Source organism: Thalassotalea psychrophila (assembly GCF_031583595.1).
Taxonomy (GTDB): domain Bacteria; phylum Pseudomonadota; class Gammaproteobacteria; order Enterobacterales; family Alteromonadaceae; genus Thalassotalea_A; species Thalassotalea_A psychrophila.
This window is the reverse complement of sequence record NZ_CP134145.1, coordinates 4,616,283-4,634,512: the sequence shown is the minus strand read 5'-3', so window position 1 is coordinate 4,634,512 and position 18,230 is coordinate 4,616,283. Positions and strand designations below refer to the sequence as shown.

The window sequence follows — 18,230 nt, the reverse complement described above, 5'->3', positions numbered from 1 at the left end:
CTAAATTAGCTTTTTGGACAAACATTACTTATATGAGAAAAAATATCATCGATGGTTTTTGCTGTCTTGTAACTTCCACCGTCCGATAATTGGGTGATTATTACTTCCGGTAAAATAACCATTTTATTGCCACCAAATCCAGACATAGCAGGAACTTGAGTATTGCTACCACATGCACTCATTTTGGTTGCCACACCGACATGAAAACGCCAAAATCCATTGTCATAGTTTTGATTGGGCATGTGCGCATATAAGCCATGTGGATTTGCGCTAAGCACTTCTTTAATCATAGTTGGGTCTAATAAACCGCTGCTGATCGCATCATCGCGTAAGAATTTTGCTACTTTAACTACATCATTTAATGTGAGTGATAATCCATACCCACCCCATGCATCATTAGTATCACTGGTTCGTTGAATACCTCGAATATAATGGCTTAAGCCAATAGCATTATAAATAGGCAACAAAATATCGTTAAACATTTCACTATTGTTACCTAACTTTTCCTTGGCAAATTTTGCCACAGCGTAGCCGACTAATTCGGAATCTGTGGTGTGGTAAACGTGATGCGTTCCTGGTTGGACTTTTCTAGGCCAAGCAGTACAAGAAAACTTTGCTCTTTGTTTACGAGTTGTTGGGATAAAATAGCCAGTAACAATTTCTCTGCTACTCTCATCAACTTGAAAATCTGCAGACTTATAATTGCCTGTAGTCATATCTAAGGCATGTTCTACGGTAACTCCTAGCCAACGATTATCATTTTGGCATTCGGGTACTAAGTCTTTTATTAACAGACTTTTAAAACCGGGATAACGTAATTCTAAAGCGGCCACAGCCATAAAAGCATGAATTGATTTAGTAAAAGAATATACCCCAACGGTTTTGTCCATGCAGTAAGGGTGCAAGCCATAACGAGTTGTACAGCCATCGATGTAACTTATGCCATCAACTAAAATGCTATAGCCATTAAGGTCGTCAGCATCAATTGCATAAGCATAATTATTGATATCTACACCGGGAAAATCTTTCGCTAAATCGGCCAGAGGTTTTGTTGGTATCCAATTCGCTTCTTCGATATTACGCTCGCTGATAACCTGGTGAGCATTGCTTACTGAATGAGCGTCATAGTTTGCGGATAAGGTGCCATAAAACTCGAAGCCAACAAAAATACAAGTTTCAGCCACATTTTGCACATGCACATTCGATATAGAACCATCATCTTTAAACAAGAATGTTGCCAAACCATTATGCTCACAATTGCTATTATTTTGTTTAATGGTGTATGGAAACGCTGCCCGTGAAAAACCTTTGTCATCGACTTCATCCCAAACTGCACCAACTCCGGCAGTAATAGACCATGCACCATTGCCAATAAAACCATGCCCTCTATCTACAGGTATCAACCGGTTACTTTCTTGAATAAATTCGTAATCAAACTCAGGCCATACTGTATAGCCCTTAGGAAAATCGCCAATTACGCCATAGTTTTTACTAAATACAGGCTTACCTGAGATGCGTAAATGGCCTGAAAAGGAATTGCTTGGAGTTGCCATTTCAGTTGCTGTAAATGCAGCGGTTGAAAACGTTTGATCGTTATCGCTCATCAGATACGTATAGCTAGCTTCACTGCGAGTTAATTTTTGTAATTGCGGAGTATTAAACTTTCCAAAAGCAAAAAGGATTAAAGCAGTAACGATCAACAAATAAGTAAATTTTTTCAAAGTTATGGCCAATGTCTGGGAGCAATCTATGCTTATATAAATTGATAATAATTACTATGATACTTAATTAATAGAGCCAAAAGAGTGAAGCCTGTAGCACCAGTTAAAGCATAGATTAATTTGTATAAAGGTCCTACAAAAAACTTGTTGCCTAGTGCTTTTTTAGGTTAGGTTAATAAAATATAAATAATAGAATGATAATAAAACGTTAAAATGATTAGCAGATTAATCCACATAGATGCAAGATCAGATGACAGTTTGCAAAGTCAAATACGTCAAAAATTGGTGGAAGGGATCTTGGTTGGTTCTTTTGCTGCTGGTACCAAATTGCCATCATCACGGAAGTTGGCTCAGCAGTTGTCCGTTTCAAGAAATACTGTGGTTTTAGTTTATCAGGCCTTACTTGATGAAGGATATATAGAGTCACGTGAGCGTAGTGGTATTTATGTTAGCGAAAATGTTGATCAGGGTCGAGTCGATCATATTGAGCAACAAACTAGTTTTAATGCTAAAGCGGGAAATAATCAACATCGATTTAAAGGTGCACTAGCTGTAACTAATGCGAAGTCTTGTCCGGCAAACTGGCGTAAATTCCCTTATCCATTTATTGATGGAAAATATGATAGTTCTCTCTATCCAGTCAAAGAGTGGCGTGAAGCGAACAGTAAGGCAAATGCAACTAATGAAATTTACCATTGGTCTGAATTGTATGGCGACGACGACGACCCAATGTTGCTTGATGAAATTAGAACAAAAATTTTGCCTCGTCGTGGTATTCAAGCAAGCCAAGATGAAATTTTAATCACTGTTGGCACACAGCAAGCTTTGCATCTTATCACTCAGCTTTTTGTCGATAAAAACACAGCGATTGCGGTTGAAGAGCCGGGTTATCCTGAAATGCGGGATTTGTTATTACACCAAGGTGCTAACATCATTTATCAACCGCTAGACGATAAAGGTATAGTGGTTGATGAGAGCTTAGATGATTGCGATATTATCTATACTACGCCTAGCCATCAAACTCCAACAAGTATCACTATGTCGATGGATCGACGAGATGAATTACTCAGCAAAGCACGACAAAAAGATTTACTGATTATTGAAGATGATTTTGAGTTTGAGAGTAACTTTCTTGGTCAACCACATCCTGCATTAAGGAGCTTAGATCAAGATAACCGAGTTGTGTATGTGTCTTGTTTGTCTAAAGTATTAGCATCTGGCGTTCAAATTGGCTTTATCGTTGCAGATTCTGCTGTGATAACTGAATTAAAGAAAATACGTAAACTCGTATTGCGGAATCCTCCGCTCAATAATCAACGAGCTGTCGCGTATTTCCTCTCTTTAGGCTATTACGACTCATATATGATGCATTTGCATAAAGTTTTTTTTGAACGCTGGCTGACGTTACGAGAAGCATTAAATATATATTTACCAAATTGTATAGATACAGGGCCCATTCAGGGGGGAACAGCTTATTGGATCACCGGGCCTAAACAACTTGATGGTGAATATTTGCGTAAGAAAGCGGCCGAATTAGGCATCTTGATTGAACCGGTAAAACGTTATTTTTCTTATTCTAATGCCCCTGAAAATTGCTTTCGCATGGGCGTTACTAGTATCCCAAATGATAAAATTCGTGACGGTGTGAGCAAACTTGCTGAGCTCATTCATCAGTTAACGGCAGAATATGAAGAGAAATTGACCAATGCGAAAGGGCGCTTACTAGACCAGGAATCATTGAAGAAACTGCTGCCGAATTCTATTTTAGAATGTCAGATGGTTTATGGCGTACCTTGTACTATAGAGCTAAAAGCCAACGGTTCTATGCTGGGGCGAACTGGCGGCGAAGATCAAGAAGTTGATAGCGGACGTTGGTGGATAGAAAATGGTATGTATTATCGTCAGTGGAAACTTTGGGGCTATGGTGAGCTGAAAGGTTTTTATGTGATCATCGACGGTGAGCAAATGAAATGGTTCGATAAGCACTATCGCTTCGTACGTGAGTTAGAAATAAAGCAGAGTTAAAAATTGCACTTCAATCCAATAAAACTGGACCCATAGTTTTATTTAATCTGGTACTAATGTAAAGCATCAACTCTCTGTAGTTTAAATAAGCAACAATAATAACAATTTATTTACACGCTTATTTTTGAGAGTATTTCCATGAGTCATTTTTCCATTGCTGGACTACAACTTGCTTTACCATGCGGTGATAACCTAGAGGTTATTGGTACCGAAATCGTAAAAACTAAAAAGCGCTTTCCTTGGGTAGATATGATTGTGCTAAGTGAGCTTTGCAGTTTTGGCCCTGAAAAAAAATATGCAGAAAAGCTACCTAGTGATGCCGAGATATTTTATTGTCAATTAGCTAGAGAACATAATGTTTGGCTAATACCTGGCAGCTTATACGAGCAAACTCCTGAAGGTATTTATAATACTACTCCAGTTATTAATAATCATGGCGAAGTTGTTAATAGATACCGCAAAATATATCCATTTTATCCTTATGAATCAGGTATTAAAGAGGGCGGTGAGTTTGTCGTGTTTGATGTGCCACAAGGTCGTATAGGCGTCGCTATATGTTACGACTTATGGTTTCCGGAAGTTGCCAGAACACTTACTTGTGAAGGCGCTGAAGTATTAATTTACCCAACCTTAACCGGCACTATCGATCGTCCTGTCGAGCTTATTATGGCGCAAGCCACCGCTGCAACTAATCAATGCTATGTTCTTGCCGTGAACGCTGCAGGTGAACTTGGTAATGGCCAATCTATTGTCGTTGGGCCTGATGGAAAGGTGATTCATCAAGCCGGAGAGAATCCGGAATTATTCCCTATTGAAATCGATTTCGAGCGTGTACGTCGTGATCGAAAACGAGGCTTGCATGGGTTAGGTCAACCACTGAAAAGTTTTCGTGATAATTCTATTGATTATCCAATATATAAAGAAAATTCAAATAAAAACAAAGAACTAAACAGATTGGGTGAGTTGATCATTCAAAAATCATAAATATAATAAGAACTGTAGAGAACTGGACCAATAGCATCATTTAAACTGGTACTACTAGAATGAAGGTGACTGGGATAATCTCTAAACAGGCTAAAAAAACAACAACATATGGAGCCATAAAATGAAACGTACAACCTTTAACAAAACCGCTTTATCAACTGCCGTTAGTGCAGCCTTGGTAATGTCCATGCCGACATTTACTGTTAATGCTGAAGAAGCTGAAGCAGCAGTCGAATCTAAAAAGATTGAGCATGTAGAGGTTACGGCCAACCGTCGCACTCAAAGTTTGCAAGAAGTACCATATAATATTTCAGCAATATCTGGTGATGCACTCGAAAGTGCTAATGTAATAGACGCTTCAGAAATGATGCGCGGTGTTGCCGGTATAACCGTTGTTGACCGTGGTTATCGAAATTCGGCTAATGTTAATGGTGTAATTATCAGGGGAGTTAACGTTGATAATGGTACTAATGGTGACGTTGCATTGTCGGCTGTTCCTACAGTGGCTTCATATGTAAATGATACTCCTTTATTTGCGAATTTTATTTTAAAAGATATTGAAGCTGTTGAGGTACTTCGTGGTCCGCAAGGTACTTTATATGGTTCTGGCTCTTTAGCCGGTACGGTAAAATATCGAATGAATAAGCCTGAAACCGATGAGTTTTACGGTAGTGCGTCAGTTAATGTTGGCCAAACCGATGGTTCTGATGGTAATAATTTAACCACCGATGTGATGTTAAATATTCCTTTATCTGATCGTTTTGCTTTTCGTTTTAATGTTGGTCAAATAGATAATGACGGTGTAGTCGATTACACAAACCTTTATCAACTAGATGAAAATAACTATGCTCCGGCGGCACAAGGTGGAGATCTAGGCAATGGTGGCCCATCTTTTTACAGTAAGAAAGATGTTGATACCGTAGAAATTACTTATGGTCGTGTGTCATTAGGGTTTGAGGCGACGGATAATTTAAATATTCTACTTTCTCATCAATTTCAAGATGATGAAACAGGCGGTCGTCGCCAAGTTACCCGTGGTACACATTGGACAACCGGTGCTGAAGAAGAATACGGTGAATATGAAAATGGCGCAATTTTACTTGAGCCTTCAGATCGTGATGTATCGTTAACTTCCCTTGAAGTTGAATGGAACTTAGGTTTTGCTACATTAACGTCTAGCACTTCCATCTACGACCATGAAGGTATGGCAATTAGTGATAACACTGGCTTCTACGCACAATCTAACTGGTTTGATGATCTTTATTATGGTTCGCCGCGCCCAATGGCCGAAGCTCATCGTGGTTACAAAGATGAAGCAACGGTACAAGAATTACGCTTAGTATCTAATGAAACCAAAAATAATATCGATTGGATTGTCGGCGTGTATTACATGGATCAAGATATGCGTGCTTGGCAAGAAAGTTATATGCCAGGATATCAAGAATGGGCATCCATTGAGAATGCTCCTTGGTGGCAGGACGCAGAATCTTGGGGTATGGTTTTCACCGATAACGATTTCCATTACATTCGCGAACAAAACTTTAAAGACACGGCAATATTTGGTGAGTTAACTTATCATTTCTCAGATGATTTACGCACAACCGTTGGATTGCGTAGTTTCAAAAATGAATTTACCAATGATACTGTTTTAGCATTTCCTATTTGGCCATCGTTTGGTGCAGAACCAAGTTTCGATACTGAAGAAGATGACACGCTATTTAAAGTAAATGTATCTTACGATTTATCTGACGATACTATGGTATACAGCACAGTTTCAGAAGGTTATCGCCGAGGCGGCGCAAATGCAGTGCCCCTTGATGGTAATTTGGCAGAGCGCCCAGAATGGCAACAATACGATTCAGATAGTGTCACTAACTATGAAATTGGTCTGAAGGGGTACTTAGGCGACCGTGGCCATAGCTACACTGTTTCAGCATTCTTAATTGATTGGCAAGATCCGCAACTCAACTCAACGACTTCTTGGGGTTTCTTTACCGCAACTAATGGTGAATCTGCAGAGACCAAAGGTATTGAACTTGAAATGCAAGGGTATTTAACCGATAACCTGCACTATGTGCTTGGCTTTGCGCATGTGGAAGCCGAACTTACTGATGACTTCTATACTCCAGCAGCAACTTGGTCTGAAGATACTTATAAATTACAAGCTGAAGATGGTGCTGAACTACCATTGACTCCTGAGAATACATTAAGTTTATCATTTGATTATACTTATAATTTAGATAATGAAATGTATTGGGTTAGCCAAATAAATGGTTATTATCAATCAGAATCATTAAACTATTTAGGTGATAATGATACGTATAATGCTGATATTGATAGTTTTACTATTTTTAATGCAAGCACTCGTTTAAGTACAGAAAATTGGGATTTAACTTTGTATGTGAAAAATATTGCTAACGAAGAAGGTGTAACTGGATTAATCACTGAAAACCATATGGGTACAGATCCTGCTGAGAACTTTTTAGGGAATGGTTCAAAAGACTATATAAGTTTACCTCGAACTGTTGGACTATCAGCAACTTATCGTTTTTAGTTAAAATGTTGAAAGTTGTTTAAATATGGCTAGATTAAATGCTGGGCTCTCCCTCCAGAATTTAATCTAGCCTTTTTATTTTTAAGCGTTATTTGCCGCTATTAAAGTGAGTAAATACGCGCTATGTTTGTTTTATTAAATCATTGTTAATGTAGAATTTATGTCATCAGTTAAAGCACATAACCAGAATCAAAACCAAACACTCGAATCTAATCTTGATCAGGTTTGGCATTACATTAATCAACAAGATGTTGTAAATGCAAAAGCCTATAGTCAGCAGTTTAATCAGCAATTTCCAAACAGTAGCGATGGCTGGTTTGCTACCAGTTTTCTTGCCTTTCAATTAAGAGACCTAAAACAGGCTTTAACTTGTATTAATAAAGCGATTAGTATTGCTCCAGAGAAAGCTAGGTGGCAATTACATAAAGCGCATACTTTATTGTTACAAGGTAAAACAGTACAAGCGTTAGCAATAACCGATGAGCTTAGTAAAAACACTTATCAGGATGCTGATTTGTGCGCAGAATTGGCTTTAATTCTAAACAAATTGTCTTGTTTTGAACACGCCGTCAGTTTTTATCTAATGGCAGTAAATTTAACTAATAAAAGTGACCCTAAACTTGCTCAGTTGTATTTTAATGTAGCCAGTGTGCAACGTTTTTTAGGTGACATAGATGCTGCCGAACACAGCTTGAATAAAGCAATAGAAATTAATCCACGAGATTATGAAGCGTATTTATTACGTTCAAGTTTACGTAATCAAAGTAAAGATAAAAACCATGTAAACGAGTTGAAAAAGGCATTGGTTGCCGGAATTAACCAGCCGATACATAAAGCTCAGGTTTGTTTTGCTATGGCAAAAGAACTAGAAGATATTGGTAGTTATCAGCAAAGTTTTGAATATTTACAACAAGGCGCAAATAGTCGTCGCTTACACATGCGTTATGATGTCAACAATGACATTGCTACAATTGACAGCATTATTAAAACTTTTGACTCTGCTACGTTTAATCAAGAGCGCGTAGGGACTGATAATAATGAAGCCATTTTTATTTTAGGTTTGCCACGTACGGGGTCAACTTTAGTTGAAAGAATACTAAGCCAACATAGTGATGTAGAAAGTGCAGGCGAGTTAAATAACTTTGCTACTCAAATGATGGCGCAATGCCAAACATTAACAACCGAAGCACCAAAAACTAAATTAGCATTGGTCGAGTTAACTAAACAATTAAACTTTGCCGAACTTGGTAAAAGCTATATTGCGAGTACTCGCCCAGAAACTGGTAAAAGTAAGCATTTTATTGATAAATTACCGCTCAATTCTCTTTATGTAGGTTTAATACATTTGGCGCTACCTAATGCCAAAATTGTCTACGTAGACCGTCATCCTATGGATGCCTGTTATGCCATTTATAAACAATTATTTACCAACGGCTATCCATTTTCTTATGATTTAACAGAATTAGCACGTTATTACATTGCTCACCATAAATTAATGGCGCATTGGCGTAAAACCTTGCCCGATATTATTTACGACATAAGTTACGAGAAAGTAGTAAATAACGTTGAACTGGAAGCGCAAGGCTTAATTGAGTATTGCGATTTAGATTGGCAAAGCGATTGCGTTAATTTTCAATCAAACCGCGCGGCTTCAACGACAGCCAGCGCAAGCCAAGTTAGGCAAGGCATTTACAAGAGCTCAAAAGACAAATGGCGTAATTATGAAAAACAATTAGCGCCGCTAAAACAATTATTAGAACAAGCTGGTATTTGTTGTGACTAAAAAAATTTAGCCACAAGCAATGTTGAAACCAGAGCCGGCGGAGAAAACATGACTGAAGATGTAATAAAAAACAATCAACAAACTAAAGGACTATTTAGTGATATGAAAGCAGAGCCAAACAGCGTTATTGCGCGAATTATTTTAGCGTTTTTAACTACAGCGGGTATTTTTTATATCAACATTATGCCGGCGGTAGTAAATGGTTTAAAAGATGGGCTTGGTTTTAGCACGCAACAAGCGGGCTTTGTGAGCTCAGCAAATTTATACGGCGCAGCTATGGGGGCTTTGTTAGCGGTTTTTATCATTAAAAAAATCAATTGGAAGCGGTGGAGTTACAGCTTATTAGTAGCCTTAATAGCAATCGACTTGGCATGTATAGTGATTGAATCTCCTAGTTTAATGATAGCCGTAAGGGCCTTTCATGGTATTACTGGCGGCTTATTAGTAGGTATCGGTTTTGGCATAATTTCCAGAACTTCCGAAGCAGATAAAACCTTTGGTTATTTACTGTTCATACAGTGGGGATTAGGTGGTTTAGGTATTATGTACTTGCCCGGCTTAGTGCCTGAGTATGGTACTGGTGCATTGTTTCTATCTTTGGTGGCTTTCACGGTTGTTACGTTAATGATGATGCCGTTTCTGAGCGAGTATCCAATTGAAGATAAGCCGGTTGAGAAACAGTTGAATTCATCTGTTAAACGTTTGCCATTAATGATGACCTTGTTTGCTATTTTCTTATTTCAAGGGGCAAACATGGGCTTATTCGCCTACATCATTGGTCTTGGAAAAGTCGAAGGTTTAACCGTTGAATTTATGAGCCCCGTACTAGCTATTGCAAGCTGGATTGCGTTAATCGGCTCCGCTCTAGTAATAGTTCTTGGCACCAAATTTGGCCGTACTATTCCAATATTATTTGCAGTACTTATCACGGCTTTGTGTACCTGGCTATTGCATTTTAGTGAAAGTGAAATGGTTTATTTAGTCACGAATATGTTTATTGGCATTACGTGGGCATTTGTCTTGCCGTATTTGTTTGGCATTTGCTCTGAGCTTGATCAAGCAGGGCAAATGGCAGCTATGGGCGGCTTTGCCTCAAAAATGGGTTTAGCATCAGGGCCAATGGTTGCGGCATTGTTACTGGGTGATGACAACTACGCTATGGTGATAAATATATCTGCTATTGCATTAGTCGCCTGTGCATTAGTGGCATTTAAGCCAGCAAGACTCTTAGATAGTAAGTAACTGGCAAAATCAACACTCGCTAAATTTTTCTTTAGCGAGTGCTCTCAACTTAAAACTCCACCTTATCAAAGCTTCGAATCACAATGCTAAAAGACATATCTTAAGATCTTTCCTTAGCTTATGGAACTAAAGTGCCATTGCTGTAAATGCTATGAGTAAGTCATTATTAATTAAATTGTTAATAGGATGTATTCATGTTGATTTTTAAACGGCTTTGTTTTTTGCTTTCACTTATTTCCGCCTCCATATTTGCTCAACAGCCGACAGAAAAGTTCAGTCAACTTAACGATTTTGGCAGTAATCCAGGAGAGCTTAGCGCAAGTTACTTTACTAGCACTAAAGCAAGTAAGCTCTTAGTGGTGCTTTTGCATGGCTGTTCACAAAACGGTGAACAACTTGCCAAGCAAAGTGGCTTTTTAGGGTTAGCTAAAAAGCATCAATTTAACCTGTTAATTCCTCAGCAAAGTAAAAATAATAATATTCAGAGCTGCTTCAATTGGTTTTCACCGCAAGATCAACAACGCAATCAAGGTGAAACATTATCATTGAAGCAAATGGTCGACACCCTTAAAACGCGAACACAAGCAACACAAGTTTATATCGCTGGCCTGTCTGCAGGCGGAGCTATGGCAAGTGCAATGTTAGTTAATTACCCAAATTTATTTAATGCTGGCGCGATTATTTCGGGTATTGCCTATCCTTGTGCCGACAATTTAACCAAAGCCATCTCCTGCATGCGCAATGGTCCATCGCAAACAATTAAACAGCTCGTACAGCAATCATTAACGCAAAACTCGGAACAAAAAACTTGGCCACGGTTGTCTGTTTGGACAGGTGACAAAGACAATGTTGTCGCGCCAATAAACGCTCTGCGTATTGCTCAGCAGTGGGCTAGTTTGAGTGGTATTGGAACAAAACCGAAGAAATTTAAGCATGATGGCTATCAGCAAAAGCAATGGCGAAATAGCACAGGAGAGTTATTAGTTGAGCTGTTTCAGGTAACAGATATGGGCCACGGCATTGCCATTAATGACTCTATTGAAAATGGCTCAGAAGCTACTCCTTTTTTGTTAAAAGCGCCATTATCGGCAGCTAATGAAATCGTTAAATTTTGGTTTGAAAATTAATTTTCAATAGTTAGTTCTAAATTAAATATGTTAAATAAACGTTAAAATTCAAAGGTATAGAGCGTATACTACTATAGTACAAATTGTTTTATGTAAAAAGTGCGATAGAGTCTAAATCATAGAAAAATATTAACAAATTATTAACTTTAAGCAGTATTAACTTTTTACAATAATAAAATACAAAATGGGAATAACTATGGAACACGGCAAACATAAACTGAGCTATATAGCATTGATTATTGCGACAGCATTATCAACTAATGTCGCTTTTGCACAAGATGATACAGAATTGGAGAATGAAGATTCTGGTCTTGAACATATTGAAGTAACCGCTCGTAAAACGGCAGAGAATTTACAGAATGTACCGGTTGCCATAACTTCCATTGGTGCTGATCAGCTAGCTCAAAATGGCGTTAGCGTTTTAACTGAGCTGCAACAGTTTTCACCAAATACTACGTTACAAAAAAGCCGTGGCACAAACTCGACATTAACTGCATTTATTCGTGGTGTTGGTCAGCAAGATCCATTATGGGGATACGAACCCGGAGTTGGTATTTATATTGACGATGTTTACATGGCTCGCCCACAAGGTGCGGTTCTCGACATCATTGATGTTGAGCGCGTTGAAGTGTTACGTGGTCCACAAGGTACGCTTTACGGTAAAAACACCATTGGTGGCGCAGTAAAATACATTACTAGAAAAATGACTGGCGATGCTGAATTTAAAGTGCAGGCAACCGTTGGGGATTATTCTCGTCAAGATTTTAAAGTTTCAGGTCAAATACCACTAATTGATGACAAGTTATACTTAGGTTTTGCTGGCGCTAGTTTACAGCGTGATGGTTTTGGCGAATACATTACATCAGACCTTGATGGTCAAGATCGAGAAAATTACAATAAAGACGTATTCGCTGGTCGACTAACGTTAGAGTACACGCCAACTGATAGTTTATTCTTTCGCTTGAATTACGATAAAACCGAAGACGAGTCAAACTCAAAAGGTGGTTATCGTTTAGTGCCAAGTTTATTAACTGACGCACCAGTGCCAGATAGTGTCTATGATTCATATACCAGTATGCCAACTTGGAACAAAGTTGAAACTGAAGGTGTTAGTCTAACCGTTTCCTATGATATTAATGATGCTTGGTCGGTAAAATCAGTAACGGCTTCTCGCGAGAGTTACTCACCTACTAATATCGATTTTGACAACACCAGTTTGCGTATTTTTGATGTACCTGCAATTTATGATGACGAACAGTTTTCACAAGAATTTCAGCTAAATTACAATTCAGATAATTTAAATGTTGTTTCAGGTTTATATTACTTTGATGGCGAATCTTGTGGCCATTTTGATGCCATTCTAGAAGTGCTTGGGGTAGCAATAGGCTTGCCTGGGTTAACCAGAGAAGTTAGCGGTTGTAATAACAGCGAAACAACCGCTGCTTATGCTCAGGGCTCTTATAGCTTCAACGATAAATGGTCGATGACTTTAGGTGCTCGTTATACCACGGAAGAAAAAGAAGCAGTGGTAAATAATGGTCTATTATTTGCGACTGAATATCCTGAAAGTGGTTGGGTTCCTGGGTATGTTCGTGATGATGCAGCTATTGATGCGGCTATTCCAACTGTACTCGATGATTCTGAAGAGTGGTCGAGATTTACCCCAAGAGTTGGTGTTGAATACCAATACAGTAATGACATGATGTTGTTCGCTAGTTATTCTCAAGGCTTTAAATCGGGCACCTTTAACCCTCGCGCTACCACAGCTGAGCCTGCGGTAGATCCTGAGATTGTTGATTCGTTCGAGCTTGGCATGAAAAGCGAGTGGAATAATTCCTTAAGAGTAAATGCTACAGTGTTTATGCTCGATCATAAAGATCGTCAATATATCAGTGTTGTTCCTAATGATGACCCTGCAGTTTTAGATCAACGTTTAGGTAATATAGGTGATTCAGAAGCTTTGGGTGCTGAACTTGAAATGCAATATGAAGCAACAAACTCGTTGAATTTCAATTTATCAGTAGGTTATATTGATACTGAGTTTAATGAAGTGCTGAGTTGGAATGGTACTGGTTATGATGACATTTCAGATGGTTTTACCGTAACAAACACCCCAGAAACAACAGCAAATTTTGCGGTAAATTATAACCTTGATACCGACCTAGGTAGTTTTGTTTTTAACGGTAATTACTATTACCGTGGCGAATACGACTTATCTGAGCAAGGTAATTTATTGACTCAAGACGGTTATGGTTTAGTTAATTTAGGCATTAACTGGTATAGCAATGATGGTAATTGGGAAGCTGGCTTACATATGAAAAACGTAACGGATGAAGAATATTTAGTTGGAACTTATGCGTTTGTTACACCACAAGATGACGGTAGCTATCTACCAGGGCTAGGCGGTGACACTACGTTAATTGGTTACTATGGTGATCCGCAAACCGTTGCCTTTACCGTAGGTTATCAGTTCTAGATATATAAATTGATAACTCTATAAGTAATGAAAATTAAAGTGCTGGCTTATGTCGGCACTTTTTTTCATAATAAAATTAAATAAGATTATGCTATATAAAAGAAAGAGGTTCACATGATAGGTGCTCAAGTTGCGATAGCCGATGACCATCCGTTGTTTCGCGCGGCATTAAAACAAGCAATATTCGAATGCCTGCCCAACGCAGGTATGTTGGAAGCCGAATGCTTTGCTGAACTGCTTAGTTTAATCGAACAAAACCCTACACTTGAAATTATATTTCTAGATTTGCACATGCCGGGCAATGATGGCTTTACTGGCTTAACTCAACTGGTTAATCATTATCCTGATTTGATTGTTATTATGGTTTCATCAGACTGTAACGGTGAAAACATGCAAAAGGCGATTAACTTTGGTGCTACAGCATTTATTCCTAAATCAGCGGATTTAGCGACTATTGCTTTGGCGATAGACAGTGTATTAGATGGTAATGTTTGGTTACCTGAAAACAACCAAGAGGGGGTTGATCAACAAACTGCGCTTAACAATAAGAAGTTAGCCAAACAATTGGCAAGTTTAACACCGCAACAATACAAGGTATTAGCACAAATTGCCGATGGCCAACTTAATAAACAAATCGCCTATGATTTAGCCATTCAGGAAACTACGGTAAAAAAACATGTATCAGCGATTTTAGAAAAGCTTGAAGTTAATAACCGTACTTTAGCGGGGCTAGCCTACCAACAACTGATGCATACAGCAGCAGAAAATGAAGCTGTCACTCACTAACTCACTTTTAAGTTAACTGTTTCATTAAGCGTTTTAAGGCTAATTCTTTTACCGGTTTTCTTAAAAAGTAAAACTGTGCGTTACTGGTATGCTCTCGAACGTTTTCCGAAGGATCAGCAGAGCATATTACACAAGGTATATGCCATTCATTCTGCATTAAAGTGGCCCTAATTAAATCTACACCATTGGCATTATTATCCAAGTGATAATCAGCGATAACTAACTGTGGCACAATTGAACAGGCTGTTAGCTCAGCTAACATAGATTCTTCATCTTTTGCAGCAATAACCTGACAACCCCAATCTGTAAGTAATGATGACATTGCTGATAACGTCAAGCTGTCGTTATCAATCAATAACACTGGTGTACCATTAAAGCTCTTGCTAGATGAGTCTATTGTTTTAATTATTTTATCAGAAGACGTTGTTTCAATTGGTGCAACTCTTGGCAATTCAATAATAAAGCCGGTGCCTTTGCCCACTACTGATTTAACATTGATAGTTAGCCCTAGCATTACTGCCATACGTTTTGAAATAGCCAAGCCTAAACCCAGTCCCGGTATGTCGCGGTTTTGCTCTAAGCGTTCAAACTCTTCAAAAATGCTCTGTTGTTTATCTTTGGCTATACCCGGACCATTATCCCAAACCTCTACTCGTAATTTATTCGGTAAGTGGCGAACGCCGAGTAAAATTTTACTTTTTACCCCTGGTCTATGTACTGAATAGTGCACAGCATTCGATAAGAAATTTTGTAGTATGCGCCTTAGCATACGCTTATCGCTGTTTATAAAACCACTGCACGGTTGGTAACTAAAATGAATATTTGCTTGCTCGGCCAACACGTTAAATTCATTTTTTAATGGAGTTAATAATTCATCTATCGGGAAGTCGTTTGGGCTAAGCTTTTGTGGGCTACTATCAAGACGTGAAATTTCAACTAAATCTGATAATAACGCCTCAACAACATTGAGTGAATCACCAATTTGATTGGCCAATAATGCTAATTCTTCGCCTTGTACCTTTTTCTTTAACATCGAGGTAAATAGCGTAAGCGCATTAAAAGGTTGCATTAAGTCGTGACTAGCAGCGGCTAAAAAACGAGTTTTACTGCTGTTGGCGGCTTCCGCTTCCGCTTTTGCGCTAAGCAATTCTGCAGTTCTATTCTCAACCCTTTTCTCTAAAGTTAGATTTGCGAGTTGTAATGCTTTTTCTGCTTCAATATGAGCGGTGATGTCCGAAAAGGTACTAACAAATCCGCCGCCTGGCATTGCTTGTCCTCGGATCTCCAAAACAATACCACTTGGCATTACACGTTGGAAATGATGATTGCTACCACTGCGCATATGCTCTAATCGTTTTTTGATTAACTGTTCAGCGTCATCACCAATAATGACACCATTCTCGATACTTACTTGCAGTAGTTGCTCTATTGGCATACCTGCTTTGACAACATTTTCTGGATATTCAAGTAATTGTATATAACGATTATTCCAGGCAACCAACCGCATATCAGCATCGACTACGCTAATGCCTTGTTCAATGTTTTCAACACCTGATTGTAACAGTTCACGGTTAAACTCGAACATTTGACTGGCTTCATCAACAATACTTACCACGTCTTCCAATGGCATTTCCTGTCTGCTAGAGGCGGCTTTCATCACCATGCTAGTCGATGCCGAGCCTAACACACCGGATAACTGTAAACGGGTATATTCAACGAGTTTTTCATCACTTAGATCAGGATTCGCAGTACAATATTGGTCGAAGTTTTGCGCGGCCCGTTTATCGATAAAGCGTTGTAATAAGTTGTTCAGATCATCTTTAGACAAGTGACGTTCAAATTGACTTTGGCTTTTATTGACAAATAATTCAGCTTGCAACTTTTCACCAACACTGCGATGAGTAAACAGTGAAACACTGATATAAATGATAACGTTTAGCGATAGGGTATAAAACACTCCGTGGCTAATATTATCGAGAAATGTAAGGCCAAACAAGGCCGTAGGCTTTAACCAACTTATTGCCAAGGGGCCATAAATAACCCAATTAGATTCAGGAAAAACTGTCGGTAATAGTAATGTGTATAACCACACCAAAGTACCGACAATTAAACTAATAAAAGCAGCTTTAGTGGTCGCCTTTCGCCAGTAAAGTGCACCTATTGTTGCAGGAGCTATTTGGGCTAATAAAACAAAAGACAGTAAGCCAATAGCGGCTAAGTGATTTTGATGATGAATGTAGCGCTCGAAGGCAAATGCTAATAATAATATAGCGGCAATGGCAAAGCGTCTTTGATTGAGTAACAAGCCAGATAATTGTGATGCTTGCTTCGAATTAAATAAACGAAACCGCAAAATCATTGGGTTTATAATTTCGGTAGAAATCATCGTACTCAGTACAATCGCAGCAACAATAACCATGCTTGTTGCTGCGGCTAAGCCTCCCACATAAACTAATATTCCTAACCAAGCTTGTTGGTAAAATAGCGGGATGGTAAGAACATAAGTATCGGCATCAACGCTGCCTCCTGGAAATGTTAATTGCCCAGCTAGTGCAATGGGGAGAACGAAAACATTAATTAAAATCAAATATAAGGCAAACAGCCATCGACCAGTTTTTAATTGCTGCTGGCTATGATTTTCTATCATCATTAAATGAAATTGTTGCGGCAAAATGAAAATTGTAATTGCCCCAAGTATTACATGAGAAATGCCTAAATATATTGAACTGCCGGTAACTACTTTTGAGGTGTTTTGCATCAGGCTATGTTGGTTAAATAAATCATCAAAGCCATTAAAAATGAAAAATGTCGCAAAAATTCCTACCGCAGTTAAAGCAAACAATTTAACGATTGAACTAAAGGCTATCGCTAGTACTAATCCTTGATTTTGCTTACTTGCGGCGAGTTGACGCGTACCAAAAAGAATACTGAAAACTATAAGCACCAAAGTAACAATAAACGTTGTGCTAATACCCGTTTGATAATTACCTGTGAGTAAATCAAAGCTAGTACTTATCGCTCGTAACTGTAACGCGATATAAGGGATGGTGCCGATTAAAGCTATAATCGCCACGGTAACCGCTATTTTGGGTGAACGATCATAGCGACAGGCAATAAAGTCGGCGATAGAAGTTAAGTTTTGTTGTTTTATAATTTGTAAAATACGGAGCAGCATCGGCCAAGCGCATATTAGGCAAAAAATTGAGCCAATATAAATTGGTGCTAACCAGGCCCCTGTTGTAGCAGCTTGACCAACAGTGCCATAAAAAGCCCAAGTAGAGCAGCTTACCCCTAAAGACAAACTGTAAATCCAAGGCTTACTAAACCATTGCTTGTTTGCTTTATTTTGGCCCCAATAGGCAACGATAAAAAGCAACGCTAAATAAGCAATGGAAATAAATGTAATTAACCACGCATCTAAAGATAGCCAAACTAACAAAGGTAATTTCCCCGAAATAAGATATGCGCCATCGATTTTTATCGATGATGATAATTTTTATAAGCAGAATAACACGTCAGAACTTTACTAATA

Annotated in this window: 10 protein-coding genes; 8 read left to right on the top strand and 2 right to left on the bottom strand. The window is 38.6% G+C overall.

Annotation, left to right across the window (positions count from 1 at the left end; translation table 11 throughout):
* Positions 1-5: 5 nt before the first annotated feature.
* Positions 6-1,721, bottom strand: coding sequence for a serine hydrolase family protein (locus RGQ13_RS19375; RefSeq protein WP_348391374.1), 1,716 nt, complete (start codon positions 1,719-1,721; stop codon positions 6-8).
* A 213-nt stretch (positions 1,722-1,934) separates the two neighbouring features.
* On the opposite strand from RGQ13_RS19375, the gene pdxR reads away from it, so the two are divergent.
* From pdxR to RGQ13_RS19335, 8 genes are all read left to right on the top strand, one after another.
* Complete coding sequence (gene pdxR, locus RGQ13_RS19370; RefSeq protein ID WP_348391373.1) at positions 1,935-3,746, top strand: MocR-like pyridoxine biosynthesis transcription factor PdxR; 1,812 nt, start codon at positions 1,935-1,937, stop codon at positions 3,744-3,746.
* Positions 3,747-3,884: 138 nt separating this feature from the next.
* On the top strand, positions 3,885-4,730 hold the full coding sequence (locus RGQ13_RS19365) for a carbon-nitrogen hydrolase family protein (RefSeq protein WP_348391372.1): 846 nt from the start codon (positions 3,885-3,887) through the stop codon (positions 4,728-4,730).
* Between the two features lie 121 nt (positions 4,731-4,851).
* Positions 4,852-7,284, top strand: a complete 2,433-nt coding sequence (locus RGQ13_RS19360) for a TonB-dependent receptor (RefSeq protein ID WP_348391371.1) — start codon at positions 4,852-4,854, stop codon at positions 7,282-7,284.
* Positions 7,285-7,444: 160 nt separating this feature from the next.
* The gene (locus RGQ13_RS19355; protein WP_348391370.1) at positions 7,445-9,067 is read left to right on the top strand and encodes a tetratricopeptide repeat-containing sulfotransferase family protein; all 1,623 of its coding nucleotides are present in this window, start codon (positions 7,445-7,447) and stop codon (positions 9,065-9,067) included.
* A gap of 48 nt (positions 9,068-9,115) precedes the next feature.
* A complete protein-coding gene (locus RGQ13_RS19350; RefSeq protein WP_348391369.1) occupies positions 9,116-10,309 on the top strand; it encodes an MFS transporter in 1,194 nt (397 codons plus the stop codon).
* 194 nt (positions 10,310-10,503) lie between these two features.
* On the top strand, positions 10,504-11,436 hold the full coding sequence (locus RGQ13_RS19345) for an extracellular catalytic domain type 1 short-chain-length polyhydroxyalkanoate depolymerase (RefSeq protein WP_348391368.1): 933 nt from the start codon (positions 10,504-10,506) through the stop codon (positions 11,434-11,436).
* A gap of 196 nt (positions 11,437-11,632) precedes the next feature.
* Positions 11,633-13,912, top strand: coding sequence for a TonB-dependent receptor (locus RGQ13_RS19340; protein ID WP_348391367.1), 2,280 nt, complete (start codon positions 11,633-11,635; stop codon positions 13,910-13,912).
* A 114-nt stretch (positions 13,913-14,026) separates the two neighbouring features.
* Entirely contained in the window at positions 14,027-14,698 is a 672-nt protein-coding gene (locus RGQ13_RS19335; RefSeq protein WP_348391366.1) for a response regulator transcription factor, read from the top strand.
* A 7-nt stretch (positions 14,699-14,705) separates the two neighbouring features.
* Here RGQ13_RS19335 and RGQ13_RS19330 read toward each other — a convergent pair whose 3' ends face one another.
* On the bottom strand, positions 14,706-18,137 hold the full coding sequence (locus RGQ13_RS19330; protein ID WP_348391365.1) for a hybrid sensor histidine kinase/response regulator: 3,432 nt from the start codon (positions 18,135-18,137) through the stop codon (positions 14,706-14,708).
* Between the last annotated feature and the right edge of the window lie 93 nt (positions 18,138-18,230).